This window comes from Streptomyces sp. NRRL S-87 (genome assembly GCF_000719335.1).
Lineage (GTDB): Bacteria > Actinomycetota > Actinomycetes > Streptomycetales > Streptomycetaceae > Streptomyces.
This window is the reverse complement of record NZ_JOGB01000006.1, coordinates 19,633-45,235: the sequence shown is the minus strand read 5'-3', so window position 1 is coordinate 45,235 and position 25,603 is coordinate 19,633. Positions and strand designations below refer to the sequence as shown.

Below are 25,603 nucleotides of genomic sequence, written 5' to 3'. Positions count from 1 at the left end.
GGGCGGGGCCCGCGGTCCGGCCCTCAGGACGGAGGGGAGCGCCGGAGCACGCGCGCCCGGCGCAGGGGCCACACCACGAGAACGACCAGGCCCGTCACCTGGCGTAAAGGGATGCACCCGTACTCCCGCGAGTCGCGCGAAACGGGCCTGTTGTCCCCGAGCACGTAGACGCTGCCCGCCGGTACGTCGACGCGTCCGACCTCGCCCACCCGTCCCTGTCCTCGTGGCCGCGCCGCGTCGTGGACCACGCCGTCCGCCGGGAGATCGGCACCGGCACTGATGCTCTCCCCGCCCGTGGCGGCCACCCGCTTGACCATCCTGCGCCGGACGCTTCCTCCCGCGGCGTCAGCGGTGAAGACCACGATCTGGCCGCGAGCCGGGAAGCACCGCGTCAGCGCGGCCCTGCGGATCACCAGGAGCCGGTCGTCGACCAGGAGCGTCGGCGCCATCGACTCGGACACCACGCGGACGACACAGGTGAACGACGTGACCACCGAGAACGCCAGCGTCAACCCGGCCAGGTAGACAAGCTCTGCCGTTCGCACCCGTCACCTCCCCGGCTCGTCGAGCCCGTTCTCTCCCTCGGCCGCCAACCCTGGGAGGGCCGACCCGACCAGCCGGCCCTCCCCGCGGCGGGGCCCGTGGCACGCGCCGACGACACGACGCGGAACGGCCCGGTCAACCCAGCGGCATCCTGAAGTCCGGGATGGCTGCTTGTTGACCTGCACCCACCTTGAAGACGGCAGAGGCGCGCCGCACCTGGTACTTGACGTCCCCGAGGAGCACGGGCCCGCTCGTCCGCCCCGAGAACGGAGCCGGCAGAAGAGCCTCGTCGAACTCCTCGGGGGTGACGATGTCCAACTCGACGTAGGAGGCCGGTTCGGAGATCAGGCGGGTCAGCTCCAACGGGAACCACGCCGTATCCGTCTTGAAGGAGTAGTGCACACTGCCACCGGGCGCGAAGTTGACGTACTCCGACGAGTCGGTCCGCGCGCTGTGGAAGTACGAACGCAGGAACAGGTCCTGCCGGCGGCCGTTGTAGACGATCACGGCCCGCTGGAGCACCAGGCTGCACGCCACGAACGATCCCGGATCCGAGACGTTCGGATGGTCCACCAGCGTCATGAGAATGCGGTGACCGGTGTCGAGATAGTTTTGGAACACGCTCATGGCCTCGGGTTCCATCTCGATTCCGTGGCGTTCCTGCCAGCGCACCAGCTCGTCAGAGGTCCACGCCATGCTCGCGTTGAAGACCTCGGATGTCCGAAGGTTCTCCAGGTATTTCTCCGGATATGCCGCCGGAATCCCCGACCCGGTCACCTGCTCCACCTGTGTGAATATGTCGCCGTTTCCCAGCTTCACCCGCGCTTCTTCGGGTGCCGGCCCCGCCCAGGTGACCACGAGTCCGTCGTCGAAATGCATCGGGGCGTCGCCGCACTTCAGGTCCGCGTGCACGGACCGCGCACAGCGCACCATCAAGCCCATCAGGCCGATTGCCGCGCACGTCATGATGACACTGAGCATGAGACCTCTCCACATCCTGGCAGTCCGAATCCCATATCCGGAGTCCCGATTGTTCTCCAACGGCCCCCGCCCGGAATTTCGCAACACCTTTACCCGGTAGAAGGCGAAGGCCCCTCGATGCGCCTTTCCGCATATCGAAATCACCGTAACTTCCGCCGCCGGGATCCGCATCTGCGCGGCGCATGCCGTCCCGGGGTCGCAGAAAAGTCGAGAACGGCGAATATTCAAGCCTTCGATCCGCAATAGTTGCCGATTGTGGCGGCTGTTCCGACGTGCGGCCGGCCCGACGTTCTCCTAGGGTGAATTCCATGCCGATCACTGCCGGTCGGAGCCCTCCCCGGGATCACCGGCCTGTCGGCACGGCCCCGGCGGGAACCGGGGGTACCACCGCGGCGCCCCCGCCGCCGTCCCCATGCGCATCCTGCCAAGGAGTACGATCATGCGCGCAGCACGCTCCCTCGTTCGCCGCTCCGGCTCCTCGTCCACCTCGTGGGCGTGGCGAACCGCCGGCGGCCTCGCCGAGTACGTCGACCGGCGCATCGGCTGGGACAGGCTGGCCGTGATACCCGGCCTGGCGGTGCTCTACGGACTCCGCGTGAGGCTCCGCCAGGAGAACCTCCACGACACCACGCACCTGCCCTCGGTCAACCTTCCCGATCCCGGGCCGAAGTCCGAGAACCACAAGGTCAACCGAAGCGCCGACGGCAGCTTCAACGACCTCGACGAGCCTCGGATGGGCATGGCGGGCACACGTTTCAACCGCAACATCCCGCTGGACAAGATCGCGCCGGCCACGCCCGAGGACGTCCTGTCCCGGCCCAACCCGCGGGAGGTCAGCCGAGCCCTGCTCACCCGTCAGGAGCTGATCCCGGCCGAGTCGGTCAACTCCCTCGTCGCCACCTGGCTGCAGTTCATGATCCGTGACTGGTTCAGTCACGGTACGGGTCCCGAGGACCGGCCCTGGGAAGTGCCCCTCATGGACGACGACCCCTGGCCCGAGAACCCGATGCGGATCATGCGGACGCGCGAAGACCCGACCCGGGACCCGCAGGCGGGTACCGACATGCCCGACACGCGCGTCAACGTCTCCTCCCACTGGTGGGACGCCTCGCAGATCTACGGGTCGAGTGAGGCGGAGCAACGCCACCTGCGCACCGGTGAGATGGGCAGGCTGCGGCTGTGGGACGACGGGCAGACCCCGTTCGCCGACCCGTCCCGCGACCCGTCGCGGGTGCCCGGCTTCTGGCTGGGCCTGATGATCATGCAGAGCCTGTTCGCCCGCGAGCACAACGCCATCTGCGACCACCTGCACGCCGCATACCCGTCATGGGGGGACGAGGAGCTGTTCCAGCGGGCGCGGCTCGTCAACTCCGCACTCATCGCCAAGATCCACACCGTGGAGTGGACCCCGGCCGTCATCAGCCATCCCACGACGGTCAAGGCCCTGCGGACCAATTGGTGGGGTCTCGCGGAGGAGCGCGTCCACGAGCTTCTCGGCCGGATCAGCGACAGCGACCTCGTCAGCGGCATCCCCGGCGCGGAGACGGACCACTACGGCGCCCCGTTCGCCCTCACCGAGGAGTTCGTCGCCATCTACCGCATGCACCCGCTGGTCCGCGACGACTGGCACCTGCGCTCGGCCGCCGACGACGGGACCCTGCGCCGGTGCTCCCTGCGAGAGATCTCCGGACCCGAAGCGCTGAAGGTCCTCGGGAGCACGAACATGGCCGACCTGCTCTACAGTTTCGGCACGCTCCACCCGGGTCTGGTCACCCTGCACAACTTCCCGAAGTTCCTGCAGGATTACCAGCGACCCGACGGGCACGTGCAGGACCTCGCCGCCACCGACATCCTGCGCAGCCGGGAGCTGGGAGTTCCCCGCTACAACGAGTTCCGGCGGCTCCTGCGGATGAAGCCGGCGGCGGACTTCGAGGATCTGACGGACAATCCGACGTGGGCCAGGGAGATCGCGCGGCTGTACGGGAACGACATCGAGAAGGTCGACCTGATGATCGGGATGTACGCCGAGAGGCTCCCGGCCGGGTTCACCTTCAGCAACACCGCGTTCCGGATCTTCATCCTGATGGCTTCGGTCAGGTTGAGCAGCGACCGCTTCTTCACCGCGCACTACACCCCGGAGGTGTACTCCAAGGCCGGCATGGCTTGGATCGAGGACAACACCATGGCCACGGTGATCCTGCGACACCACCCCGAACTGCGCGCGGCCCTGGCGGGGCTGACGAACGCGTTCGTGCCCTGGCACAGGGCGCAGGACGGCACGAGCCGTTCCTGACCGCCGAGGAGGGTCCGCTCGGCCCGGGGGCAGAGCCGCCGCACCGCAGGAGGAACGAGTCGCACGGCCCGCAGGGGGGAGCCCCCGCGGCACCTGCTCCGGGCGCCGCTCGCCGACGTGCTGCGTCGCGGGTGTCGTGTGATGATGTGCGTCCACTCCGGGGAGGCGATGGTGCTGAGCAGGGGCGCGCGGTGGGCCGCGGGCGCGATGGCCGCGGTCTGCACGGTCCTGCTCCTGGGCCCCGGTGCGCCGCCGGCCGGGACCCCTCCCACGGGGCGGCTGCCGCGTGCCGCCGCCGAGGAGGTCGTACCGGGCCGGGTCGGCACGTGGAACGTCTGCAATCCGTGCGGGAGCGGGAACGACTTCGGCCGGGCGACGGAGATCGCCACGTACGCGCCGCAGGTCATCGGCCTGCAGGAGGCGTGCGTACGTGACGTCGAGCAGATCCGCAGGTACCTGGAGGAGGTCTACGGGCTGGTCTACCGGGTCGCGTACGGGCCGGTCCTGCGGAACTGGAACCGCTGCGGGGGGCTGCCGTGGCGGCCGGGCGGTTTCGGCCAGGCGATCCTGTCGGCTGCGCCGATGACGGACCGGGTGAGCGTCGAGTACCCCGACGGCGGCTCCGAGGACCGTGGTTACCTGGCCGTCACCACGCTGGTGGGCGGCCGGCCCGTCCGCGTCTTCAACACCCACCTCGCCGAGCGTCGGCAGGAGGACGTACGGGCGGGCCAGGTGGCGGTACTCGCCGAGGAAGTCGCCCGTCACGACCGTGCGGTCGTCCTCGGCGACTTCAACGCCGTGCCGGACGCGCCCGAACTCGGCCCGATGTGGGCCCTGGCCGCGGACGCGGATCCCGGCTGCCGGCCCTCGACCGGCGGCGACGACGTCTGCACGGCGACCACCGATTGGAACAGCAAGTTCGACTACGTGTTCCTGCGCGGCATCACCAGAGCCGCACACCGCGTCCGCCCCAGCCCCTACTCGGACCACCACCTGCTGTACGCCGACCTGGACCCGACCTAGACGTAGGGCTCGACCAGTGCCCTGACCTCGGCCGCCGTCAGCGGCCCGGTGGCGGTGGCCACCGCCTTGCAGTCGCGGATGACGACCAGGGTGGGGGCGGACTTGACCTCGAAGCGGCGGGTGGTGGTGGGGCATCGGACGAGGTCCGTGCGGACCAGCGAGAGGCGGCCGGCGTACTCCCGGGCCAGTTCGCGCAGGACCGGCTCGAGCTCCTTGCAGGCCTCCGACCACACGCCCCAGAAGTACGCCAGCACCGGCCCTTCGACGTGCGCCATCACGAAGTCGAACTCCGCGTCCTCCAGTGCCTGGTGCACCCCGACCGCCGCCATCGACCGCCCTGCCTCTCCTCGATCCGCGGACGGGCGCCTCCGTGCGCTCCGCCACGGCCATTGTCCCGGACCGGGTCGCCGGGCCGTGCGGAGCCCCGCCGGGGTGGGGCCGGTGCGCAGGTGCACGGTGCGTCCATGTCGGCCCGTACCGCGAGCGCCGCCTGCCCCGCCGATGTCCGAGAGCGCGACTCGCAGTCCTCTGGCCTGCGTCAATGGTCGGTCGAGCCACCGGCATCGGCTCATAATCGTGCGGTATGCACCAGGAGTTGGAGATCGCATGGACGTGCTGGACGTGTCGGATGTCGGACTGTCGAGACGAGACCGGTTCGAGTGGTTCCGGGACACGGTCTCCGATGAACTGATGCCGTTCAGCATGGACACGAGAGACCGGACGAACTTCCGTGCCCGGATCACCGATCTGGAACTCGGGGCCACGAGGGTGTCGACCTTCACGTTCTCGCCGGTCAGCTCACGCCGCACGGCGGCCGACATCCGCCGGGGCGATCCCGAGGACTACCAGTTGGCATGGGTCCGGCGGGGGAGTCTGAAGATATCCCAACGGGACGTCAGATCGGTGATCACGGCGGCGGGGGACTTCGCGTTGACCAGCAGCTCCATGCCCTTGGCCAACGACGGGGGCAGCCCGGACGGGCTGGCCTCGGTTTCCGTGCTGAAGATTCCCCGCTCGGCTCTGGCACTGCGCCCCGACAGGGTCGACCGCCTCCTTGCACAGCCCATTCGCGGCGATCGCGGCACCGCAGCGGTCTTCAGGAGCTTCCTGAGTACCCTCCTCACGCAGGGCGCAACCTGCGAACGGCCGGAGCTGGCGGCAATGGAGTCCATCGCCGTCGACTTGGCGACCGCGTGTCTGGCGCAGCAGCTCGGCCGTCCTCAGGATGCACCCGCCGAAGCCCGCGCTCAGGAGATGTTGCAGCGGGTCATCCGGTTCATCGACACCAACCTCGGCGACTCCGAGCTGACCCCGCGAGCGGTCGCCGACCACCACAACATCTCCCTGCGCACGCTGTACAACCTCTTCCGGGACCAGCCCATGAGCGTGGCGGCCCGCATTCGCCACGGCCGACTCGAAGGCGCGCGCCAGGATCTCGAGCGCCCGGAGTCGAGCGGGCGGGCCGTGCAGACCGTTGCGCTCCGGTGGGGCTTCACCAGCGCCCCGGGCTTCGGCCGGGCCTTCCGGGAGGCGTACGGCGTCACGCCTACCGAACATCGCGCGGCTGCCCTCGCAGCACGGCCCGAGGCGGCCTAGCACCGGAGACGTCGTGGCTTCTCCCCTGGTGCGCGACCTCGGTCGTCGTCAGCCCGTGGTGTGGTTCCAGTACTGGTTGGGCTTGTCGTTGCGGTACCAGAGACCGACGGCAGAGCCGCCGGCGGTGGCTTCGCCGCCGACGTCGACGACCAGGTCGTTGGCTTGACTGGTGATGACGTGCTGGGCGTCCATGGTCCACTTCTGGGTGAGGCTGCCGTTGCAGTCGCGGATGACGAGTCTGGCGCCGGCGGCGGAACCGGCAGTCGCGTCGAGGCACTTGCTGCCGTACACGCGCAGTTCGTCGGCTTCGGTGTAGGTCCACTGCTGGTTGGCGCCGCGGTTGCAGTCCCAGATGATCAGCCCGGTGCCGTTGTCCGTCGCGGCGCCGGGGACGTCCAGGCAGCGTCCGGAACCGGTCCCGCGTATCGCTCCTGTCGGACGGGCCGGCGCCCCGGCGCCCCATGCCCAGGTGAGTCGGTGCAGCCCTGTGGGGTTCGTGACCTGCAACCTGAGGTCGGAACCGGCGCTCGCGGGATCGATCCGCGTCAGTGAGTACCAGTCGCCTGTGCGCAGCCCCGGCCACAGGACGGAGCCCATCTTCAGTTCGCGGACGGTGTTCGTGGTCGCCTGCAGGTATGCGATCGAGGCATCGCCGTTCGACGGACCGTCGTAGTCCGAACCCGTCGTCATGAGCGAGCCGAACTCGTCCAGGACGGTGCGCGCGGCGCAGCGCCCGATGTTGCTCCTGAGCTCCGCCGCCCACTGGGCGGGGCTCGTCCAGCTGGGGTGCCAGAAGCCGTAGAAGTGGAGGGAGAGGTACGTACCGTCGAGGCGCGGATCCGCGCAGACCGGTTTGACGTCGCCGTTGTAGCCGACTCCGCTGACGAAAACCCGGTTCCGGGGAACCGATGGATGCTCCCGGAGCCATGTGGCGGCCACGTCGGCCCACTGGCCCGCCGCATACCCGAAGGGTTCGTTCATGGGCTCGAAGTGGATGCGGCTGTCACCGGCGTATGCAGCGACGACTGTCCGCCACATGTTCCCGTAGGCCGCTTGGTCGTCGATGAGCCCGTCAGGTTTTCCGGTCGTCGGGCTGGGAGACTCCCAGTAGCTGAGAACGACCTTGAAGTCATGGGCGGAAGCGGCGTCGATGGCGCCCTTGTACGCCCCCCAGCGCGGCCCGTTGACCGTGTGCGGGTTGACCGGCAGTCGTACGGTGTCGGCGCCGAGTCTGGTCCGGAAGCCCTCGATCACCGCGCTCGCCTTGCGATAGACGGTGTCGTAGTCGTCGGTCGGCGCCAATCCCGACAGCACGACCGCGTCGGGAGTGAAATTGTCACGCTCATCGGCCCAGTTCACCCCCTTGAAGGCGGTGGTGCCGGGATCGGCTGCTGCTGCCGCCGGGAAACCGGCCGGGAGGGCGAGCCCGGAGTCGGAGCGGGCCGGGTGGACGCCGGCCTCGACCGCGAACGCCGCCCCGACGTGGGCGGGATGGACCGGGTCCGCCGATGCCGACGGCGCCCCGACGGCGGCCGTGAGGGCGGCGGTCAGGGTGGCCGCAGGTATCCATCTGCGCATGTGCACGAGTGGTGGTGACCTTCCAAGGCGATCCTCACGAGGAACACGTGAGGGGAGACGAACAGAAGCGACCGCGCCGCAGTGTGCGGACGGTCGGAGATCGCCTGGGGGCCGCGAAGAACACTAACCCCTCGGATACGGGTCCGCATCCCGGGGCGTCACGAAATCCGCGACCCCCCTCACGAACTCGCCGCCTCGGGGGTCGGCTGCACGGATCGTCGGGAAACCCTGCACGCCGCGCGTACCGCGAGCACGATCCAGCGTCTTGGATATTCGGTGCAAGCGACGTGCTCCAGACCGTCTTCGTCCGGAGTGGGGATCCGCCGCCTCCAGGCCTGGGGAAGCCGCAACACGGAGGCCGGCGGAGCCCCACCCGCCTCGGAGCCGGGCTGCGGGCGCGCGTGGAGCGGGACGCGCTCGCTGGCCCTGCCCGTCGGGCTGCACCGGTGTGACCGGTACGGGCGGCGGTGCGGGAACGCTCACGGACGAGCGTCGAAGGCGCAGCGCCGGCCCTGGCGCACCGAGCCCCGGACGGCGACCGCCCGATCGCTGTCTGCCCCGCGGAGCAGACGGCTTTGGCCAGGGCGCTTCCGTGGGCCGCACGGCTCGGTGGTGACCGTGCGCGGGCCGTGCCGGTGCGGCGTCGATGGGCCGGCTCATGCCGCGGCCTCCCGTCCGGGGCCCGGGGCGGTGGCGGCGCGGGCGGCGCGGCGCAGATCGACGCCGCCGGCCCGCCGGCCGCCGCCGGGGAGGGCGGTCCAGTAGGGGTGGGTGTACAGGAGCCCGGAGAGGGCGATCAGGCGGCGCCGTAGGACGGTCGTCCCCGCGGTGGCGGGGGCCTGCGCGAGGTCGGCGTACGTACGCGACCACGCTGCCTGGAGCGCGATCAGGTCCTCGGGGAAGCGGAACGTGGGCCTCACACCCCAATGGAAACACGTGTTCGATTATCTGTGCGAGTCCCACCCGGGTGGCGGCCACAGTCCGTGGCCGACCTGTCACAGCGAGGTGGCCGGCGTGCGACCGGTTCGACGTGTTCTCGGGCTCTGCCGCACCCACCGCCCGGTCCGCGGCCGTCAGGTGCCCACGGGTTCGGGTGTCACGGCTCGGCGAGGGGTGCCGGCGAGCACGGGATAGTCGGTGTACCCGGTCGCGCCGCCCGTGTACATCAGGCCCTCGTCACGCACCGGGTTCAGCGGTGCGCCGCTGCGCAGCCGTTCGACCAGGTCGGGGTTGGCGAGGAAGGAACGGCCGAGCGAGATCAGGTCGGCTCCCGCGGCGAGCAGCCGCTCGGCCTCGTGCCTGCCGCCGTCGGCGGGCAGCGGGCCTCCCCACCCCAGTACCGGGTTGGCGATCAGCGTGCCTGGCCAGCCCCTGCGGATGTCCTGGAAGAGCGGCTGGTCCGGGTCGGCGAACACGACGTGCAGATAGGCCAGGTCGGCATCGGCCAGTGCTCCGACGAGCGCCGGGTAGATGTCCTCGGTGTCGCCCTCGTCGATGCCGTTGACGGTCAGTCCGGGCGCGACCCGCACACCCACCCGCTCGGGGCCGATCGCGTCGGCGACGGCTCGGGCCACCTCGACCGTGAACCGGATGCGGCCGGCCACCGAGCCGCCGTAGGCGTCGGTGCGGTGGTTGGTCCCCTGTGCGAGGAACTGGTGCAGGAGGTATCCGTTGGCGGCGTGCACCTCCACTCCGGCGAAGCCCGCGTCCATGGCGTTGCGGGCGGCAGCGGCGAAGTCGGCCACGGTGGAGCGGATCTCGTCGACCGTCATCTCACGGGGTACGACGGCCGGTTGATGCCCGCTCGGGGTGAAGATCGTCCCCGGGAGCGGGACCGACGAGGGTGCGACCGGCGTCAGCCCGCTGTTGTCGGGGTGGCCGACCCGGCCGCCGTGCTGCAACTGCAGGAACATCCGGCCGCCCGCGGCGCGTACGGCGTCGGTGACGCGTCGCCATCCCGCCACGTGCGCCTCGTCGTGGATCGCGGTGATGTTGGGGTACGTCTGTCCCACGGCGTTCGGTGTGGAGGCCTCGGCGATGATCAGTCCTGCGGAGGCCCGCTGGGCGTAGTAGGTCGCCATGACGGGCTGCGGGACGCCGTCGGCCGTGGCGCGGTTGCGGGTCATGGGCGCCATCACCAGACGGTTGGGCAGGTGCAGGGCGCCGAGGCGGGCGGGTTCGAAGAGGCGGGAGTCAACCGGGGTGTTCGTCATGCCGGTACGGTAGAACCTGACATCAATGTCAGGTTCAAGTCCCCCATTCAGCATGCGAGGTGGAATGCGGATCGGTGAACTGGCGCGGCGCAGTGGGGTGAGCGAGCGGTCGCTGCGCTACTACGAGACGCAGGGGCTGCTGAACGCCGAACGCACTCCCGGCGGCCAACGGCACTACGGTGACTGGGCGATCGACCGGGTCATCCGCATCCAGGCACTCTACGCTGCCGGGCTGAACAGCAGGAAGATCGCGCAGTTGCTCCCGTGCATGCGCGACGCGGACGGTGCCCCGAACGAGATCGCCACACCCCAGCTGGTCGACGAACTCACCGCGGAGCGGGACCGCATCAATCGGACGATCACCGACCTGGTCCGGTCCCGCGGCGTGCTGGACGAAGTCATCGCCACGGCCGCGGCCGCCCTGCACGCCCCCGCCACCCGACGCACCGACACGGTCGAGGCTGCCCGCGGGGAGGGGGCTCGTCGCCAGGCTGCCGACACCGGCTCGGTGACCGAATCGGGCGGTGCCGGCAGCCGGATGCCGGCGGGACCGGGCTGCTGACCTGCCCGGACGGGCCCCGGCCCGGCCGGGACATGTCCCGGACAGCCGATCGCTTGTCCGCCCCCGGCGAGCTCGACCAGTCTTCCGGTCTGTCAGCCGGGCCCGGTCACGGACCCGGACGGAAGACGACGAGAGGACGGACGGATGTCCGCAACGGGGTCCATACGACGGGGTCGCACGCTGAGGGCCGTGGCCGTCACGGGGGTGGCCGCGGCCCTCACCGCGGGCGGCGCGCTGCTGGCCGGCCCGGCTCGGGCGGCCGCGGAGTTACCGTCGCAGACCGGGACCGGGACCGGGACCGGGACCGCGACGGCCGCGGCCGGCACGGGCGCCAAGGTCGCCGAGGTGGCGCTGGGCCAGTTCCTGACGACCAACCCGGAGGTCAGGAAGCGCCGGTACGAGGGCGACGCCAAGGGCGGCACCGAGCGCAACAACTGCAACTTCTACACCGGCTTCTGGACGAACAGGGCCAACTTCCGCTGGGACCGCACCAGTGCGCCCCGCCACGGCACCATCACCAACAGCCGGGCGTGCGGCACCAGCAAGGGCTTCATGAAGATCAAGAAGGGCGGCGTCTGGAAGAAGACCTGGGTCGACGTCCCCTGGACCTCCCGGGCCTGGTGCGCCGACTTCGCCAAGTTCACCTGGTACTGGGGCGGCGCGAAGATCACCGGCCTGAACGCCGGGGCCGACTCCTTCCGCCTCTACGGTCTCGATCCGCACAACAAGACCTGGCACACCAGGAGCCAGGTCGCCTCGGGTGCGTACGTGCCCAGGGCCGGCGACGTCGTGGCCTACGACGACAACCACGACGGCAGGGCCGACCACGTCGGCGTGGTCACCAAGTACAGCACGCGCCTGCGCAAGTACCACTCCATGGAGGGCAACACCTCGGTGGAGGGGCTCCAGTACAAGAAGGCCCAGAACGCCGTCGCGCCACGCGTCCTCGGGTACGTCTCGCCCCTGACGCTGTGACGCTGTGACGCGCGGCACGGACGGCCCGCTGACACGCCGACGTTGTCCTGAACGCGCGTGGCACCGATGCGGGCCCGCGACCAGCATGGCCGCATGGACCCCATGGTGCAGGCGCTGGAGGAGCTGCGGACCGCCGACGAACTGTCCGCGCTGATGCTGGAGTTGAAGGAACGGTCCCGGCTGACCTACCGACAGCTGGAGGAGCGGGCCGCGGGCCGGGGCGAGCCGCTGCCGCGCAGCACGCTCGCCTCGGTCCTGCGGCACCGCTCGCTGCCGCGCCCGGAGCTGCTCGTTGCCTTCGTGCACGCCTGCGGTGACGGCCGGCACGAGCAGCAATGGCTGGCGGCCCGGCAGCGGATCGCCGAACCGCCGGTGGACGGGGCCCTGGGGGATCACCCGGGGGCGGGCCTCGGCGCCGACCCCGCGGAGGAGGTCCTGGTGCCCGTGCCCGTGGGCGCAACCGTTCCCGTGGACGGGGCCGGCCGGCGGCGCCGCAGGGTCGTGACGGCCGCCGCCGTCGGCCTCGTCACGGTGCTGGCCGCCGTCGCCACCTGGTCGTTCCAGGGATCCGGCGGCGGCCGGCCCGCGACGGGCCCCGGCCCTGCCGGGCACGCGGCGACCGCACCGGACCCGTCGGCCCTCCCCGTACCGCTCGGCGCCGTGCGCATCCGCCCACTCGCCGCGCCCGGCCTGTGCCTGACCGACGGCCGCGTTCCCGACGGCCGCTACCGCTCGCTCGTCGCCGTACAGCGTCCCTGCACCGAGACGGCCCCGCAGCGCACCACCTTGGTCCCGTTGGGCGGGAACGCCTACCGGATCCAGTGGTACCACCCCGACTTCGGCACCGGCTGCCTGAAGGTCCGCACCGGCGGCGCGCCCGACGGTCTCCTGGAGCCGTGGGACGCGTGCGCCGCGGCGACGGCCTTCCAACTGGAGCCCGGGACGGCCCCGGCCGCCTACCGCTTCCGGGTCGCCGGCCGCGGCTGCGTGGGGATCAAGGCGGCCAGTGCCGCATCCGGCACCGAGGCCCTGGTCGAGCCCTGTTCCGCCGCCCGCGGCGAACTGTTCGTCGTGGAGCCGGCCACGTCGGCCACGTCGGCCACGCCGCCCACGCCCGGCGCCACCCCCCGCCCCGGGGGCACCACCGCTCCGGCCGGCACTGCTCACTGAGGTCCGGGGCGCGCCGGCGGTGCAGGTGCGGTGGTCGCTGCCAGTGGCCTCGGGGCCTTGGGGCTTCGGGGCTTGGGTCCCCTGGTGCCACCGCGTCGAAATGTCCTGCCGACCGCCCGAGCTCCTGAGTCGAGGCGACGAGAGGGCAGGCGAGGCGAGAGGAGGCGACCCGGAGCCCGGCGGGGCCCGACCCGCGCCGGGGTGGCGCACGAGCAGAAGCGCCCCAGGGCCGGGACGCAGGGCTCACACGTCCCGGGGCGCCCCCGTCCGCAGGCGGTCGGCGTCGAACTCCGCCCAGACCACCTTGCCGTGCTCGTGCGCACCGGCCCCCCAGCGGTCCGCGAGTCGGCGCACGATGTGCAGGCCGTGGCCGCCCGGGACCCCGGGCTTCGGAGCCGTCGACGGCCTCGGCAGGGTGGTCACCCCGTCGTACACCTCCACCCGGAGCACTTCCCCGGCAGCCAGCAGGAGTTCGTGGCAGCCGCCCGCGTGCAGGTTGGCGTTGGTGAGGAGCTCGGAGACGACCAGCTGGACGTCTTCGGCGGTGTCGTGCCCGTACCAGTCCCAGTCCTCGAGCGCCCCTCGCGTGAACTCCCGGCCGCGCGTGACCTGTCCCCGCACACCTCGCAGGACGAGCCGGCGTAGCTGGCGGAACTGGCGCGGGACCGGGCCCTGGCCGTCCGGTGCCGGATCGCCGACGGTCTCCGCTCCTACGGTGTGCACAGCGCCCTCACTCCCCCCTCGGAGTCGCCGGCGCCCGGCGGGCGCCTACCCGCGTCCAGCCTACGGACGCGGGGGCCGCGTGGCGCGGTCCGGGAAGCACTTCGCGGTTCCCCGCGCCCTGCGGCCCTCGGCCCGCCGGCCCCGCGCGCCCTTCGGTCACCGGCGGCCTCCCGCGTGCCGACCGCGGTCACGGCGGGTGAGGATGAGGAGCAGGGCCACCAGCATCGGCACGGTGAGCAGCACCATGTTTCCCATGACGGACCTTTCCTGTCGGGGAGCCGTATGCGTTCCGTCTGGCCGCTGGGAGTGCGCGCAAACCCGGCCTCCCCCGAAGGCGTGACACGGGTTTCGGACGCGGCGGCCTCCCGCGCGCCGTCCGGCCGGCCCCGGTGACCGCGCGCGCCGTCCGGCCGGCCCCGGTGACCGCTACGGCAGCCGGATGTGCACCACGCAGGTGTCGTCCCGGCGCGCGACGTGCCCGAGCAGCGGGGCGAGCAGGGCGCCGAGGGGATCGGGTGCACCGGGGGTGCAGATCTCCGCAGCCGTCTCCGCCAACCGCGCGAGGCCCTCGTCCAGGTGTTCCGCGGGCTTCTCCACCAGCCCGTCGGTGTAGAGCAGGATCTGGTCACCGCGGCGCAGCCGGTAGCGCGCCTCGGCGAACCGCGGCCGGGCGGTGGCGCCGAGCAGCACGCCGGCCGGCCGGTCGAGGTAGTGGGCGCGGCCGTCCCGGATCAGCAGCGGCGGTGGGTGGCCGGCCTGCGCCCAGGTCAGGCACCGCTCGACGGGGTCGTACACGGCCATGATCATGGTGGCGGTGCCGAACCGGACGTCCCCGGTGTGCAGCAGCAGCGTGTTCAGCCGCTGGAGTGCCTCCACCAGCGGGCTGCCGGTGATGATCATGCCCTTCGCGCTGAAGCGCAGCTGCGCCATCGTCGCCACGGCGTCCAGGCCGTGGCCGGCCACGTCACCGACCACGAACAAGGCCCTGCCGTCGGGCAGTTCGATGGCGCTGTACCAGTCCCCGCCCACGTTGACGCCGTCCTCGGACGGCGAGTACGCCACCCCCACGTCCAGCCCGGCCAGCCGTAGCGACTGCTCGGGGATCGGCAGCAGGGCGTGCTGCAGGCGCGAGGCGAGGGCGCGCTCCGCCTGCAGCAGCCCGTGCTGGTGGGCCACCGCCCGCTCGGACCGCAGCAGTTCGTCCTCGGCGTGCTGCTGCCGCGTCAGGTCCTGGAACAGGCCGTGGAGCTCGACCGGCCTCCCCGTGGCGTCGGCGACGGCCTCGGCGACGACGCGTACGTGGCGGACGCCCGCCGGCGTGGCGACGCGCGCCCTGAGGTCGAACGGAACGGCCTCGCGCAGCAGGCGGTCGACGGCACCCGCGACCTCGGGCCCGTCAGCGGGGACCAGGTGCCCGGGGAGGTCCTCGAGCGAGATCGGCCCCTGGGACGGCTCCCGTCGGAAGATCGCGTACGCCTGGTCCGACCACTCCGCCCCGCCGGTGGCCGGATCCCACCGCCCCCAGCCGAGGCCGCCCAGCCGCTGCAGGTCCGCCAGCCGCAGCGCTTCGCGCTCGCCCGGGTCGTGACGCAGCCAGGACACCACGAGCCGCCTGCCCAGCGGGACCGCCCGGACCGAGAAGGTGGAGTGGCGCGGCGGACCCACGGCGACCTCCTCGTAGCGGAACGGCTCGCCCTCGTAGGGGGTACCGCTCTCCAGGGCGTCCAGGTAGCCGTGCCACAGGGGGGTGCCCAGGACGGTGGGGTAGCTCTCCAGGACGTACTGGCCGACCAGTTCCTTGCCGCGGCGGCCCGAGACGTCGAGGGCGCCCGGCGACGCCGCGTCCACGCGGAAGTCCTCCACGCGTCCGGCCGCCCCCGTGACCGGGGTGAGCAGGATCACCGAGCCGGGCAGCGCGTCGAGCAACCGCTGCGCGGTGGCCGCCTCGGCGTCGCCCGCGGACGCGGGCGCGGGCAGGGCCACCAGAGCGGCCCCGCACAGGCGGGCAGCGTGGTGGAGGAGGTCGCGGGTGGCGCGGTCGAAGGGCTCGGCGCTGCCCCGCAGGAACCCCACGGACGCCCCGGGCGCCCGCGGAGCAGGGCACGGGAGCCACGCGCGCGAGCGCCATCGGCCGGGCCCTCCGATGAGGGCGTAGCGGTCGGCGTCCTCGGCGGCGTCCGCCAGCCACACGGGCCGTCCCGTCTCCAGGGCCCGCAGGGGCGCCACCGGCACTCCGGGCGGCACGTGCCGCCACTGCTCGGCCAGCCCGGGCTCGAGTCCGGCGTCGCCCCACAGGTCCATGCCCCCGCCCGCCGCCGCACCGTAGATGAGCACGCAGTCCACCCCCGCCGCCGCCCCGAGGTGTCTACGCAGGCCCGCGGCGGCCCCCTGTGCGGAACGGACCTGCGCCAACGTCCTGGCCAGGCCGCGGGGGATGACGACCCGCTCCGGGGGACCCGGCGTCGGCACCCCGTCGAGCCGTTCCCGCCGCGCCCGTTCCCGCCGCGATCGGTCCGGGGCGGACCGCTCGCCGTCCGCGGCGTGCGGCGTGTCGGTCCCGATGCCGTCACGGCCGACCCTCGCCCGGGCGGGCTCCGCCCCGGGCGGATGCGCCAGGACGGCCGAGCACTCGTCCACCAGCGAGCGCCCGTGCCGCTCGGCGGCCGCCGCGAGCGCCCCGTACGCCTGCCCGGCCGGGAGACCGGCGGAGCCCATCAGCACGCCCGTGGCCCGTTCCACCAGGGCGGCCTCGGCCGAATCGTGCTTCGCGCGGGCGAGCTCCTCCCGCAGTCTGGCCACCACTTTGGCCAGGGCCAACGTCTCGTCCGGGCCGTCTGGTTCCTCGGGGCGGCAGGTCATGATCCGAGCATGGCACGTGGGCGGGGCACCGACAGCGGGCATGCAAGCCTCCCCACCGTCCGGAACCCGCCACGGGAAGCCCGGTGAGTCAAACCGCCGATCCGGGGCAGGCGAGCCCCATGACGACGAACCCGCCCGCCCGCTCCGCAGCCCGCGGCCCCTGCCGACCCGGCGAAGCCCCCCTCACGCACCCTCCCTGACGCCCCGCCGCACAGATGAGCCTTCCCCCGACCGCAGCGGCCGCCGGCAGCGCCGGTAGCCGCCCGGCGCGGACCCCGGCCGCGTAGGACCCCGCACCGAGAGAGGAACTCGCTTTCATGAACGACGACATCTGGATCTACCGCCTCCCCGCCGGCCACCCCGTGGACAGGGACCTGACGGGCTACAAGGTGGAGGCCGTCGACGGCGGCATCGGCAAGGTCGACAAGCACTCGAACGAGGCCGGCGCCGGCTGGATCGTGGTGGACACCGGCCCGTGGATCTTCGGCAGGGAGGTGCTCCTGCCCGCCGGTACGATCACCCGCATCGACCCCGCCGAGGAGAAGGTCTACGTCGACCGGACCAGGGAACAGGTCAAGGACTCACCGGACTTCGTCCGGGACAAGCACCTCGGCGACCAGGACTACCACCAGCAGATCGGTGGCTACTGGGGCGACGCGCTGCGCTTCTGAGCGCCCCCGCACCGCGACCGATCCCGCTGCCCCGCTGCCCCGCCGCCCCGCCGCCCCGGCGCCGACGCCCTGCGCGTCCGCGCCGGGGCCGGCGGGCGTCCGTGCGGGGTGCGCAGGCCGGGCCGGTGATCGGCGAAGACGCGACGGACGGGCGGCCCCGCGAACGCCCGTGCCCCGGACCGAGGACCCGCGCGTCGAAGGCTTGAACCGCGTCTGACACCGTGCCGCTCCGCGGCGTAGGCTGCCCGCAACAACAGGGCGTCGGGAGGCTGAGATGGCAGAGGGACCGGAGGTGGCGTCCGCGCTGCCCCTGCTGACCGCTGCCGCGGCGCGCGACCTCACGCGCGACTTCCTCACCGCCCACGGCCTGGCGTCGGATGTGGAGGCGGACGCGCTCCTGTTGGTCGTCACGGAACTCGTCACCAATGCGCAACGCCACGCCGGCGGCGTGACCGACTTCCACCTGACCGCGTCCGGCGAGGGGATCACGGTGACGGTGGCCGACCGCAGCCCGCAGGCTCCCGTCGACGCCTCGTCGCCCGCCTGGCAACCGGGCGGCTTCGGATGGCCCGTGGTCCGATCCTTGGCCTCCCGCCTCGAAGTGACCTCGGACCCGGGGGGCAAGCACATCGTGGCGACCGTGCCCTGGACCACCGGCCGAACATGAAACCCTCCCCGGACGGGCGCCCAGCCCCGCACCACCCCGTCGCCGGCGGCCCCCGCCCGCCCCGGCCCCGTTGAAAGGCAGACCAGCCGCATGAGCGCAGACGAGTCCTCACCGGCCGACGCCACCGGCCCCGGGCACGAGGACCGCGAGCCGGCGCGTGTCGTCCGCGTACGGGGCGAATTCGACCTCGACAGGCTCGCACCACTCGAACAGGCCCTCGCCCAGGCGTCCACGGCCGCCCGCGTCGTGATCCTCGACGCCTCGCAGATCACGTTCGGCGACTCCTCCTTCCTCAACCTGCTCCTGCACGTGAACCGCCAGACCCGCCTGCGGATCCTCCGGCCGCAGTCCCAGTTCCGCCGCCTGATGGCCCTGACGGGTACTGATGCCGTCCTGGACGTGCGAGAGGACATGGAGGACGCCCTGCGGCCGTGAGGGAGCGGTCGCACCACCGGTTCGGCAGGCGGTGTCAGGTCGCGTACCCGTCCTCAATCAGTGGAGAGGGCCTGGAGCAGGTCGCCCACCTGGGGGTCGGGCAGGGCGCGGGCGACGTCGGCCTGCGCGACGATCCCCACCAGGGAGTGTCCGTCGATGACGGGCAGTCGGCGGACCTTGTGTTCGGACATGGTGCGCATGATCTCGCCGGCGTCGTCGTCGGCGCCGATCGTGACAGCCTCGCCCTGGGCGAGCTCCCCGGCCGTGCAGGTGGCGGGGTCCTTCCCGGCTCCGAGGACCTTCACGACGATGTCGCGGTCGGTCAGCATGCCCTGGAGCCTGTCGTCGCTGCCGCAGATCGGCAGCGCGCCGACACCGAGGTCGGTCATCCTCTGCGCGGCGGTCAGGACGGTCTCGTCGGCGCGGACGCACGTGGCGTCGGCGGTCATGATCTGGCGTGCGGTTGTCATGGCGGCAGGCCTCCCGATATGCGGAACCGGCGGCCCCGGCGGCCGGTGGCCGCCGCAGCGGTCAGGGAGTCGGTCGCGGAGTCGCGAAGGTGTATGGACCCAGCACCTGCCCCCGCTCCGCCCGACCATGCGTCATCACGTACCTCGGGGGCGGACGTTCTGACCGCGCACCCTCGGGGTGGCGGACCCCATGGGCCGGCAGGTCGAACGGCGGCTCGCTTCCGCTCCGCGGGGGAGCGGTCACGGGCCGGCGCGGTGGCCCGACAGGCCGGGCCACGTTCGGCACGGTCCCGGATCACCACTCGGGGTGCACGTCGTGGCTGTCGTAGCGGGTGCCCGTGGCGGTGGTCCAGGGGCGGAAGCGGCCCGGGCCCGTGCGCTCCGGGGCGTAGCCGACGGCCTCCCCGGTCTCGTCGGTGACGATCACGGCGCCGGACTTCTGGGCGCTGCGCAGGGCGTGGGTCCAATGGCGGCCTCTGCGGCCGGAGCGGTAGTCGGGCACGTGGTGCGGAGGCATCGCGGCCTCCCCCGTGGGAGAAGACGGAGCACGCCGGGGGCGGCGGAGGGGCCGCCGACGGTGTCGAACTGAGTCTTCTACCCACTCGCCCACGTCTGGAACGTGGACCGCGGGGCCGGCCTTCCCGGCGGCTCGCCCTCTCCCTTCAGTCGCCCCCCTCCGGCCCTCGGTCCAGGCGGCGGCGGTCCTCCTCGCTCCACGCCCGGGTGTCGCGGGGCTCGACGTACGTCTCCTCGTCCTCGGGCAGCCCGCCGGCGATCGCGCGCTGGCGGACCATCTCGGCGTCGAACTCCAGGCCCAGGAGGAGGGCCAGGTTGGTGATCCACAACCACACCAGGAAGATGATCACGCCCGCGAGCGTGCCGTACGTCTTGTTGTACGAGCCGAAGTTCGCGACGTAGAACGCGAAGCCGGCCGAGGCGATCATCCAGATCACCAGCGCGAGGAAGCTGCCCGGCGTCACCCACCGGAAGCCGCGGCCCCGCGCGTTCGGCGCGGCCCAGTACAGCAGCGCGATCATGACCGTGACCAGGAACAGCAGGACGGGCCATTTGGCGATCGACCACACCGCCAGCGCCGTGTCCCCGACCCCCAGTGCCTCACCCGCCTCCCTGGCCAGCCCGCCGGTGAACACCACGATCAGGGCACTGACGACGGCCAGGAGCATCAGCGTCACGGTCAGCCCGAGGCGCAGCGGCAGCACCTTCCAGACGGGTCGGCCCTCGGGCAGGTCGTAGACGGCGTTCGAGGCGCGGACGAACGCGGCGACGTAGCCGGAGGCCGACCAGATCGCGACGGCCAGACCCACCACCGCCAGCAGCGATCCGAGTCCGGCGCTGTCCTGGAGCTGCTGCACCGCGTTGCTGATCACATCGCGCGCCGCGCCCGGGGTGAGCTTCTGCAGGCTGTCCAGGACCTGTCGGGTGGCCGACTTCCCCACGACGCCGAGCAGCGACACCAGGACCAGCAGGGCGGGAAAGAGCGCCAGGACCCCGTAGTAGGTCAGTGCTGCTGCCCGGTCCGACAGGTCGTCGTCCTTGAACTCCCTGAACGTCCCGCGCAGCACGGCCTTCCAGGACCGCCCGGGCAGTTGCGAGGGCCGGTCCGGTGCCCGAGCCTCGCCATGGCGGTCCGGCCCGGCCCCGCCGGCACGGTCCGCGGCTGACTGCGGGCGGTCATGCCCCTGCCTGGGTGTCTCGATGGGTCTCATGGGGGGCGCTTTTCCATTCCGGCCGCGCCCATGCCGCTCGGATCGGCGTCGGGTCGGGCGCCGCCGGCGAGGTGCGGGGCGCGGGCGCCCGCGTCGTACCGTGACGACGCCGCAGGCGCCACCGGCCGGCGTCAGGCTGATTGGCACCCGGCAGGGCGGGCAGGCGCCCCGGCGTGACGGAAGGCGCGGACATGGGTGGGACGGCACTCATCGTGATCGACATGTTGAACACGTACGAGCACGACGACGCCGAGGTGCTCGTCCGGTCCGTCCGTGACGCCCTCCCGGGCGTCGGTGCCCTCCTCAAGCGGGCACGGGAAGCCCGCGCGCCGGTCATCTACGTGAACGACAACTTCGGCCGCTGGCGCTCCCACCACGGCGAGATCCTCGAAGCCGCCCTCGCAGGCCGGTACGGCGACCTGGTCGAACCGATCGCACCGGACCAGGACGCCCTCTTCGTCGTCAAGGCCCGCCACTCCGCGTTCTTCGAAACCCCCTTGGCCTACCTCCTGAACCAGCTCCGCGTGCGACGGGTGGTGCTGTGCGGGCAGGTCACCGAGCAGTGTGTGCTCTACTCGGCCCTGGACGCCCACATCCGGCACCTCGACGTCACCGTGGCCCTCGATGCGGTGGCCCACATCGACGCCGGCCTCGCCGAGGCCGCTCTGCGGATGATGGAACGCAACATGGCGGCCGAGCTCCGTCCGAGCGGCGGGATCACCTTCGAGGACGGCCGCGCAGGCCGCTGAAGACGGGCGCCGTGGCGGGGACGGCGAGGCCCGGTGCCGGCCGCGCGGACGAGGGACGCGGCGCCCTGTCGACGGTCGCATCGGAGGACTGGTCGCATCGGAGGACTTCGGGTTCCGGTCTGGTGAAACCGGAATCGCAAATCGTATAATTTCGGGCATGGAGCAGGTTGAGCCTCGGACCAGTTGGACGTTCGTCACGAACCATGCCCGGATCCTCGCCATGATCCTTCGGGATCCGGAGGTCCGGCTGCGTGACCTGGCCGGCGGCTGCGGCCTCACCGAACGGGCGGCCGGTGCCATCGTCGGTGATCTGGAGAACGCCGGGTACCTCACCCGGGTACGCCACGGCCGCCGCAACCACTACCAGGTGACGCCCGGGACCCTCTTCCGGCATCCGGCCGAAGGTCCCCACGAGATCGCGAACCTTCTGCACCTGTTGACCGGGCTCGCCCCCGGAGGCGGAGCGACCGGCCGCGCTTCCACGAACGGTGACTACCGTGAGCGTCAACCGCACGGCTGACCCGCGCCCCGGCGCGGGAATCGGGCCCACCGCGTGCCCGCCCCCTGCCAGGCCTTCTTCACGAGGATCGGGGATGTGAAGGGAGCAGGCGCATGACCTCTCTTCCCGAGCGGCTGCCCGTCGGCGCGGCGGAGCACATCAGCGGCACCGTGCGCCCTTCCGTCGTCGGTGTGGTCTTCGAGCCCGGGCCGCAGCGGGTGCTGGCCCGCGTGCGCGGCGAGATCGACACGGAAGACGGTGACGGGCTGCGCAGGGACCTCGTCGTGGCGCTGGAGTCCAGCCGTGACGGCCTCGACGTGGACCTGTCCGCCGTCACCTTCTGCGACACGGCCGGTCTGCACATCCTGCTGGACCTGAACCGGCTGGCCCTGGGGGCCGGGAAATCGCTGGTGCTGACCGCTGTGAGCCGCCCCGTCGCCCGACTGCTGCACCTGAGCGGGGTGCAGCACGTGCTGACCGTCCGCGCCTGGCCCGCGCCTGCCCGGCAGGGACCCGTGCCTGCCCGGCAGGGAGGCGGGCCGGTCTTCCGGGAGGCTGCCGCGCCGCGTGATCGGACCGGACTGGGCCGGGTTCTGACAGCGGCAGAGAGCGCCGCGCCGGTGCACTCCCTGGATGTGGTGGCGCGCGATCTGCGCGAGCGCTTCGATGCCAGGTACGTGTCGTTCCTGTTCGTCGACGTCGTCGGCCGGCGCCTGCTGCGCGTCCACGACACAGCGGTCGAGCAAGGGCGGCAGCCGGCCGAGCAGGTGCCGCTGGCGGGCAGCAGCGTCTACGACGACGTGCTGCACAGCCAGGAGCTGGTGGTGACGGAAGACGGCCAGGGCGGGCAGCGGGTGCTGGCCCCGGTCACCAACCGCGGCGACGCCATCGGCGTCCTGGAGGTCTTCCTCGCCCAGGCCACCCCGCAGGTACGCGCGCAGGTCCAGGACGCCGCGCACGCGCTGGCGTACATCATCGTCACCGACCGCCGCTTCACCGACCTCTACCACTGGGGCAACCGCACCGGCCCGGTCAGCCTCTCCGCGGAGATACAGCGCCAGCTCCTTCCTTCCGCCTCCTGCTGCCAGGCTCCCGAGTTCACCCTGGCCGGCGCCCTGGTCCCGGCCTCCGACATCGCCGGGGACACCTACGACTACAGCCTCGACACCCGGACCCTGCACCTGTCGATCACCGACGCCATGGGCCACGACGTGGCCGCCTCCCTCATGGCCACCCTCCTGGTCAACGCCTCCCGCGGCGCCCGCCGCGCCGGCGCAGACCTCGCGGAACAGGCCCGCCAGACCCACCAAGCCCTCCTCGACCACGGCCACCACAGCATCGCCACCGGACTACTGCTGCGCGTCGCCCTGGACGGAACCCACGCCCGCCTCGTCAACGCCGGCCACCCCTGGCCCTACCTGCTGCGCGCCGGCACGGTCACCGAGCTGCAGCTGGCCGTGAACATGCCGTTCGGGATCCCCCAGCAGGGCGCCTACCAGGTCCAGGACCTCGACCTGCGCCCCGGCGACCGGCTCCTGCTCTTCACCGACGGCATGCAGGAACGCGACGCCGCGGCGGTGGATCTCCCCGCCCTCCTGCGCACGACCGGAGGCGAACACCCCCGCGAGGTCGTGCGCACCATGGTCGGCGCGGTCACCGACGTCTACGGCGGCCACCCGCCGAAGGACGACGCCACCGTCCTGTGCCTCGACTGGTACGGGCCCCGGTCCGCTGCCGCGAGCTGACCCGAGCTGATCCCCGGTCAGGGGCGGCCTGCGCCGACCAGGACCGCACCGGCCACCGTCGTGGCCGCGGTCGCGCGGGCGCGGCTGGGCAGAGCGGGCACTGCGACCCGTGACGTGAGCCGTGCCCTTACGCGGTGCCGGGGACGTGCACGTGGATGGTCTTGCCGCCCGGAGGCGTGGAGTCGATGTCGACCTCGGAGGCCAGCCGGTGGATGAGCGGCCATCCGTAGCCGCCGGTGCCGTCCATCAGGCCCGGCGGCCGCAGCCGGGGTGCATCCGGACTGGGGTCGGTGACGGCGATGTCGATGCCGTCCTGCGACCAGGAGACGTCCAGCGAGCAGGGGCCGGGAGTGTGCCGGACGGCGTTGGTGACCAGCTCGCTGGTCACCAGCAGCGCCGCGTCCCACAAGGCGGGCGGCACCAGGTGCCCGCAGACCAGGGCATCGTCCATGAACCGGCGGACTTCCTCGCGGGCGAGGGCCGCCGCGTTGCCGCCCGCGAACTCACGGTGTCTGCGCCCAGGGTCGTGCATCACCCCTCCTCGGCATGCCCCTTTCTGCCCGTACAACGCGCCTGCCCCTCCTCGTAGGGGCCATGCCGTTCCCGCTGCCCGGGCCGGGGATCCGGCGGCGGTGTCATGCGACAGGCTGCTGGCGACTGCCGCGACGCGGCCGGCGGGCCCGGGAGCCCGCGACGGCACATGGCTCTGCTTCGTAGCCGTTTCAATTGAAAGGGCTACGAATCGAAGTCGCGCAATGCCCTATTCGGCCCGAAACTATAGACGTCGGCGATTCACGGGATTCGTCGTCGCGAGGGTGGGCGAAGGCGCCCACGGCACGTTCCTCCGCGTGTTGCTCGCCGCGGGCGGGAACGTCGACCCCGCCGCCCACGTCCTGCGGCCCGCGTTCGGCCCGCCGAGCGTCCGGGTCGTGCGGGACTGGAGATGAGAGATCCGGGAGGAGTTCCCATGACCACGCTGCGCCTGGCCACGTTCAACGTCGAGAACCTCTTCGCCCGTTGGCGGTTCAAGGACGGGGTGGACCCCGCGGAAGCCAACACGCGCGGGTGGATCGTCGACCAGACCCGCTTCAAGGAACTGGGCATGGACGACAAGGCGATCACCGGAGCGGCGGTTCGAGAGCTCGATGCGGACGTACTCGCGCTCCAGGAGGTGGAGAACGTCGACACCCTCAAGCACTTCCGCGACCGGTCGCTCGGCGGGGCCGCGAAGTACCCGTACGTGGCCGGGGTGGACGGCAACGACGTCCGGCTGATCGACGTCGCGGTCCTGTCGAAGCTGCCCATCACGCACATCCGCACGTACCAGCACCTCGTCGATCCGGCCAGTCCCACCGCGCCGCTCTTCTCGCGCGACTGCCTGGAGGTCGACGTCCTGGTCGGGGCGAACGGCGGGCCGGGCAGGACGGTGACCCTGTTCGTCAACCACTTCAAGTCCATGAGGGAAGGGCGCAGCCAAACCCGGTCGAAGCGGGAACGGCAGTCCGCCGGGGTCATGGACATCGTCACCCGCCGCTTCGGGCAGTCCCCGGGCGAGCATCCGTTCGTGGTCCTCGGCGATCTGAACGACTACCTGCAGACGAACGGGAACGGCAGCTCCGGCATCGACGGCCTGGTCGGCTGGGACCAGGTGGAGAACGTCGTGGCGCGGCTCCCCGAGGAAGAGCAGTGGACCCACTTCTTCGCCGGCGGCAACGAGTACCGCCAGCTGGACTACCTGCTCCCGTCGGCCTCGCTCGCCGCCGCGGTGCCCACGGCGACGCCGGAGATCTTCCGCAAGGGGATGCCGCTGCGGGCCGTGCGGTACAAGGGCCCCCGGTTCATGGGTGTCGGCTTCGACCGGCCCAAGGCCTCCGACCACTGCCCGGTGGTCTTCGAGCTCGAGGTCTGACGGCCCGGTCCCGCTCAGCCGCTCCACCCCCGGCCGACCGTACGGGGGTGGAGGGCTGAGCGGGGGCAAACGGGATCCGGCCGCCGACGGCCGCCGTCGCTGATCCGGCTCGACGTCCGACGTGTTCGGGCGGCTGCGCCCCGCACCCGCGGCCACCGCGGAGCCGAACCGGCCCGGGAAAGCGAGAAGGCAAGGAGAGTGATCTCCCTGCCCTC

24 protein-coding genes and 2 pseudogenes are annotated in these 25,603 nt (G+C 72.1%); 14 read left to right on the top strand and 12 right to left on the bottom strand.

Annotated elements, in window-relative coordinates; translation table 11 throughout:
• Positions 1-23 precede the first annotated feature (23 nt).
• Both lepB and IF43_RS0105750 read right to left on the bottom strand, forming a co-directional pair.
• Positions 24-545, bottom strand: a complete 522-nt coding sequence (gene lepB / locus IF43_RS0105755; protein WP_051794764.1) for a signal peptidase I — start codon at positions 543-545, stop codon at positions 24-26.
• Positions 546-678: 133 nt separating this feature from the next.
• On the bottom strand, positions 679-1,524 hold the full coding sequence (locus IF43_RS0105750) for a hypothetical protein (protein WP_030194769.1): 846 nt from the start codon (positions 1,522-1,524) through the stop codon (positions 679-681).
• A gap of 439 nt (positions 1,525-1,963) precedes the next feature.
• Between IF43_RS0105750 and IF43_RS0105745 the strand changes: the two genes are divergently transcribed.
• Together IF43_RS0105745 and IF43_RS0105740 are read left to right on the top strand one after the other, a co-directional pair.
• Positions 1,964-3,817, top strand: a complete 1,854-nt coding sequence (locus IF43_RS0105745; RefSeq protein ID WP_030194766.1) for a peroxidase family protein — start codon at positions 1,964-1,966, stop codon at positions 3,815-3,817.
• A 168-nt stretch (positions 3,818-3,985) separates the two neighbouring features.
• A complete protein-coding gene (locus tag IF43_RS0105740) occupies positions 3,986-4,840 on the top strand; it encodes an endonuclease/exonuclease/phosphatase family protein (protein ID WP_107048410.1) in 855 nt (284 codons plus the stop codon).
• Here IF43_RS0105740 and IF43_RS0105735 read toward each other — a convergent pair.
• On the bottom strand, positions 4,837-5,169 hold the full coding sequence (locus tag IF43_RS0105735; RefSeq protein WP_030194763.1) for a co-chaperone YbbN: 333 nt from the start codon (positions 5,167-5,169) through the stop codon (positions 4,837-4,839). The genes IF43_RS0105740 and IF43_RS0105735 overlap by 4 nt on opposite strands.
• 277 nt (positions 5,170-5,446) lie before the next feature.
• On the opposite strand from IF43_RS0105735, the gene IF43_RS0105730 reads away from it, so the two are divergent.
• A complete protein-coding gene (locus IF43_RS0105730) occupies positions 5,447-6,436 on the top strand; it encodes a helix-turn-helix domain-containing protein (RefSeq protein WP_030194760.1) in 990 nt (329 codons plus the stop codon).
• Positions 6,437-6,484: 48 nt separating this feature from the next.
• Here IF43_RS0105730 and IF43_RS0105725 read toward each other — a convergent pair whose 3' ends face one another.
• The 3 genes from IF43_RS0105725 to IF43_RS0105715 form a co-directional block, all read right to left on the bottom strand.
• Positions 6,485-8,014: a ricin-type beta-trefoil lectin domain protein gene (locus tag IF43_RS0105725; protein ID WP_051794762.1), complete on the bottom strand. Its 1,530-nt coding sequence runs from the start codon at positions 8,012-8,014 to the stop codon at positions 6,485-6,487.
• Between the two features lie 656 nt (positions 8,015-8,670).
• Positions 8,671-8,934 (bottom strand): hypothetical protein, encoded by a 264-nt coding sequence (locus IF43_RS0105720; RefSeq protein ID WP_030194751.1) that lies wholly within the window; start codon positions 8,932-8,934, stop codon positions 8,671-8,673.
• A 153-nt stretch (positions 8,935-9,087) separates the two neighbouring features.
• On the bottom strand, positions 9,088-10,227 hold the full coding sequence (locus tag IF43_RS0105715) for an alkene reductase (RefSeq protein ID WP_030194749.1): 1,140 nt from the start codon (positions 10,225-10,227) through the stop codon (positions 9,088-9,090).
• A gap of 64 nt (positions 10,228-10,291) precedes the next feature.
• Here IF43_RS0105715 and IF43_RS0105710 point away from each other — a divergent pair.
• The 3 genes and pseudogenes from IF43_RS0105710 to IF43_RS0105700 form a co-directional block, all read left to right on the top strand.
• Positions 10,292-10,642, top strand: a pseudogene (locus IF43_RS0105710) (MerR family transcriptional regulator); the annotation flags it as partial.
• A gap of 336 nt (positions 10,643-10,978) precedes the next feature.
• Complete coding sequence (locus IF43_RS0105705; RefSeq protein WP_030194733.1) at positions 10,979-11,764, top strand: CHAP domain-containing protein; 786 nt, start codon at positions 10,979-10,981, stop codon at positions 11,762-11,764.
• 93 nt (positions 11,765-11,857) lie between these two features.
• Positions 11,858-12,934, top strand: coding sequence for an RICIN domain-containing protein (locus IF43_RS0105700; RefSeq protein WP_199922677.1), 1,077 nt, complete (start codon positions 11,858-11,860; stop codon positions 12,932-12,934).
• Between the two features lie 243 nt (positions 12,935-13,177).
• Here IF43_RS0105700 and IF43_RS0105695 read toward each other — a convergent pair whose 3' ends face one another.
• A complete protein-coding gene (locus tag IF43_RS0105695) occupies positions 13,178-13,657 on the bottom strand; it encodes an ATP-binding protein (protein ID WP_037887452.1) in 480 nt (159 codons plus the stop codon).
• 426 nt (positions 13,658-14,083) lie between these two features.
• Positions 14,084-16,516: a SpoIIE family protein phosphatase gene (locus IF43_RS0105685; RefSeq protein ID WP_051794758.1), complete on the bottom strand. Its 2,433-nt coding sequence runs from the start codon at positions 16,514-16,516 to the stop codon at positions 14,084-14,086.
• Between the two features lie 317 nt (positions 16,517-16,833).
• Here IF43_RS0105685 and IF43_RS0105680 point away from each other — a divergent pair, with 317 nt between their 5' ends.
• The 3 genes from IF43_RS0105680 (at position 16,834) to IF43_RS0105670 (ending at position 18,289) form a co-directional block, all read left to right on the top strand.
• On the top strand, positions 16,834-17,187 hold the full coding sequence (locus tag IF43_RS0105680) for a hypothetical protein (RefSeq protein ID WP_030194725.1): 354 nt from the start codon (positions 16,834-16,836) through the stop codon (positions 17,185-17,187).
• A 274-nt stretch (positions 17,188-17,461) separates the two neighbouring features.
• On the top strand, positions 17,462-17,854 hold the full coding sequence (locus IF43_RS0105675; protein WP_030194721.1) for an ATP-binding protein: 393 nt from the start codon (positions 17,462-17,464) through the stop codon (positions 17,852-17,854).
• A 90-nt stretch (positions 17,855-17,944) separates the two neighbouring features.
• A complete protein-coding gene (locus IF43_RS0105670; protein WP_037887450.1) occupies positions 17,945-18,289 on the top strand; it encodes an STAS domain-containing protein in 345 nt (114 codons plus the stop codon).
• A gap of 53 nt (positions 18,290-18,342) precedes the next feature.
• Here the strand turns inward: IF43_RS0105670 and IF43_RS0105665 are convergent, their stop codons facing one another.
• From IF43_RS0105665 to IF43_RS0105655, 3 genes are all read right to left on the bottom strand, one after another.
• The gene (locus tag IF43_RS0105665) at positions 18,343-18,759 is read right to left on the bottom strand and encodes a CBS domain-containing protein (RefSeq protein WP_030194711.1); all 417 of its coding nucleotides are present in this window, start codon (positions 18,757-18,759) and stop codon (positions 18,343-18,345) included.
• 295 nt (positions 18,760-19,054) lie between these two features.
• Entirely contained in the window at positions 19,055-19,276 is a 222-nt protein-coding gene (locus tag IF43_RS0105660) for a hypothetical protein (RefSeq protein ID WP_030194708.1), read from the bottom strand.
• Between the two features lie 145 nt (positions 19,277-19,421).
• Positions 19,422-20,486 carry a YihY/virulence factor BrkB family protein gene (locus IF43_RS0105655; protein ID WP_030194705.1) on the bottom strand — a complete coding sequence of 355 codons (1,065 nt, stop codon included), beginning with the start codon at positions 20,484-20,486 and terminating at the stop codon, positions 19,422-19,424.
• Positions 20,487-20,677: 191 nt separating this feature from the next.
• Between IF43_RS0105655 and IF43_RS0105650 the strand changes: the two genes are divergently transcribed.
• The 4 genes and pseudogenes from IF43_RS0105650 to IF43_RS0105640 all read left to right on the top strand — a co-directional run bounded on the left by IF43_RS0105650 (position 20,678) and on the right by IF43_RS0105640 (position 23,479).
• The gene (locus IF43_RS0105650) at positions 20,678-21,235 is read left to right on the top strand and encodes an isochorismatase family cysteine hydrolase (protein ID WP_030194702.1); all 558 of its coding nucleotides are present in this window, start codon (positions 20,678-20,680) and stop codon (positions 21,233-21,235) included.
• Positions 21,236-21,392: 157 nt separating this feature from the next.
• Positions 21,393-21,755: a winged helix-turn-helix domain-containing protein gene (locus IF43_RS0105645; protein WP_051794755.1), complete on the top strand. Its 363-nt coding sequence runs from the start codon at positions 21,393-21,395 to the stop codon at positions 21,753-21,755.
• A gap of 92 nt (positions 21,756-21,847) precedes the next feature.
• Positions 21,848-22,204 (top strand): annotated as a pseudogene (locus tag IF43_RS42385) (STAS domain-containing protein); the annotation flags it as partial.
• 111 nt (positions 22,205-22,315) lie between these two features.
• A complete protein-coding gene (locus IF43_RS0105640) occupies positions 22,316-23,479 on the top strand; it encodes a PP2C family protein-serine/threonine phosphatase (protein WP_030194697.1) in 1,164 nt (387 codons plus the stop codon).
• Between the two features lie 127 nt (positions 23,480-23,606).
• Here IF43_RS0105640 and IF43_RS0105635 read toward each other — a convergent pair whose 3' ends face one another.
• Positions 23,607-24,011 (bottom strand): ATP-binding protein, encoded by a 405-nt coding sequence (locus tag IF43_RS0105635; protein ID WP_030194696.1) that lies wholly within the window; start codon positions 24,009-24,011, stop codon positions 23,607-23,609.
• 435 nt (positions 24,012-24,446) lie between these two features.
• Here IF43_RS0105635 and IF43_RS0105625 point away from each other — a divergent pair, with 435 nt between their 5' ends.
• Positions 24,447-25,388: an endonuclease/exonuclease/phosphatase family protein gene (locus IF43_RS0105625; RefSeq protein ID WP_030194694.1), complete on the top strand. Its 942-nt coding sequence runs from the start codon at positions 24,447-24,449 to the stop codon at positions 25,386-25,388.
• The last annotated feature ends 215 nt before the right edge of the window (positions 25,389-25,603 follow it).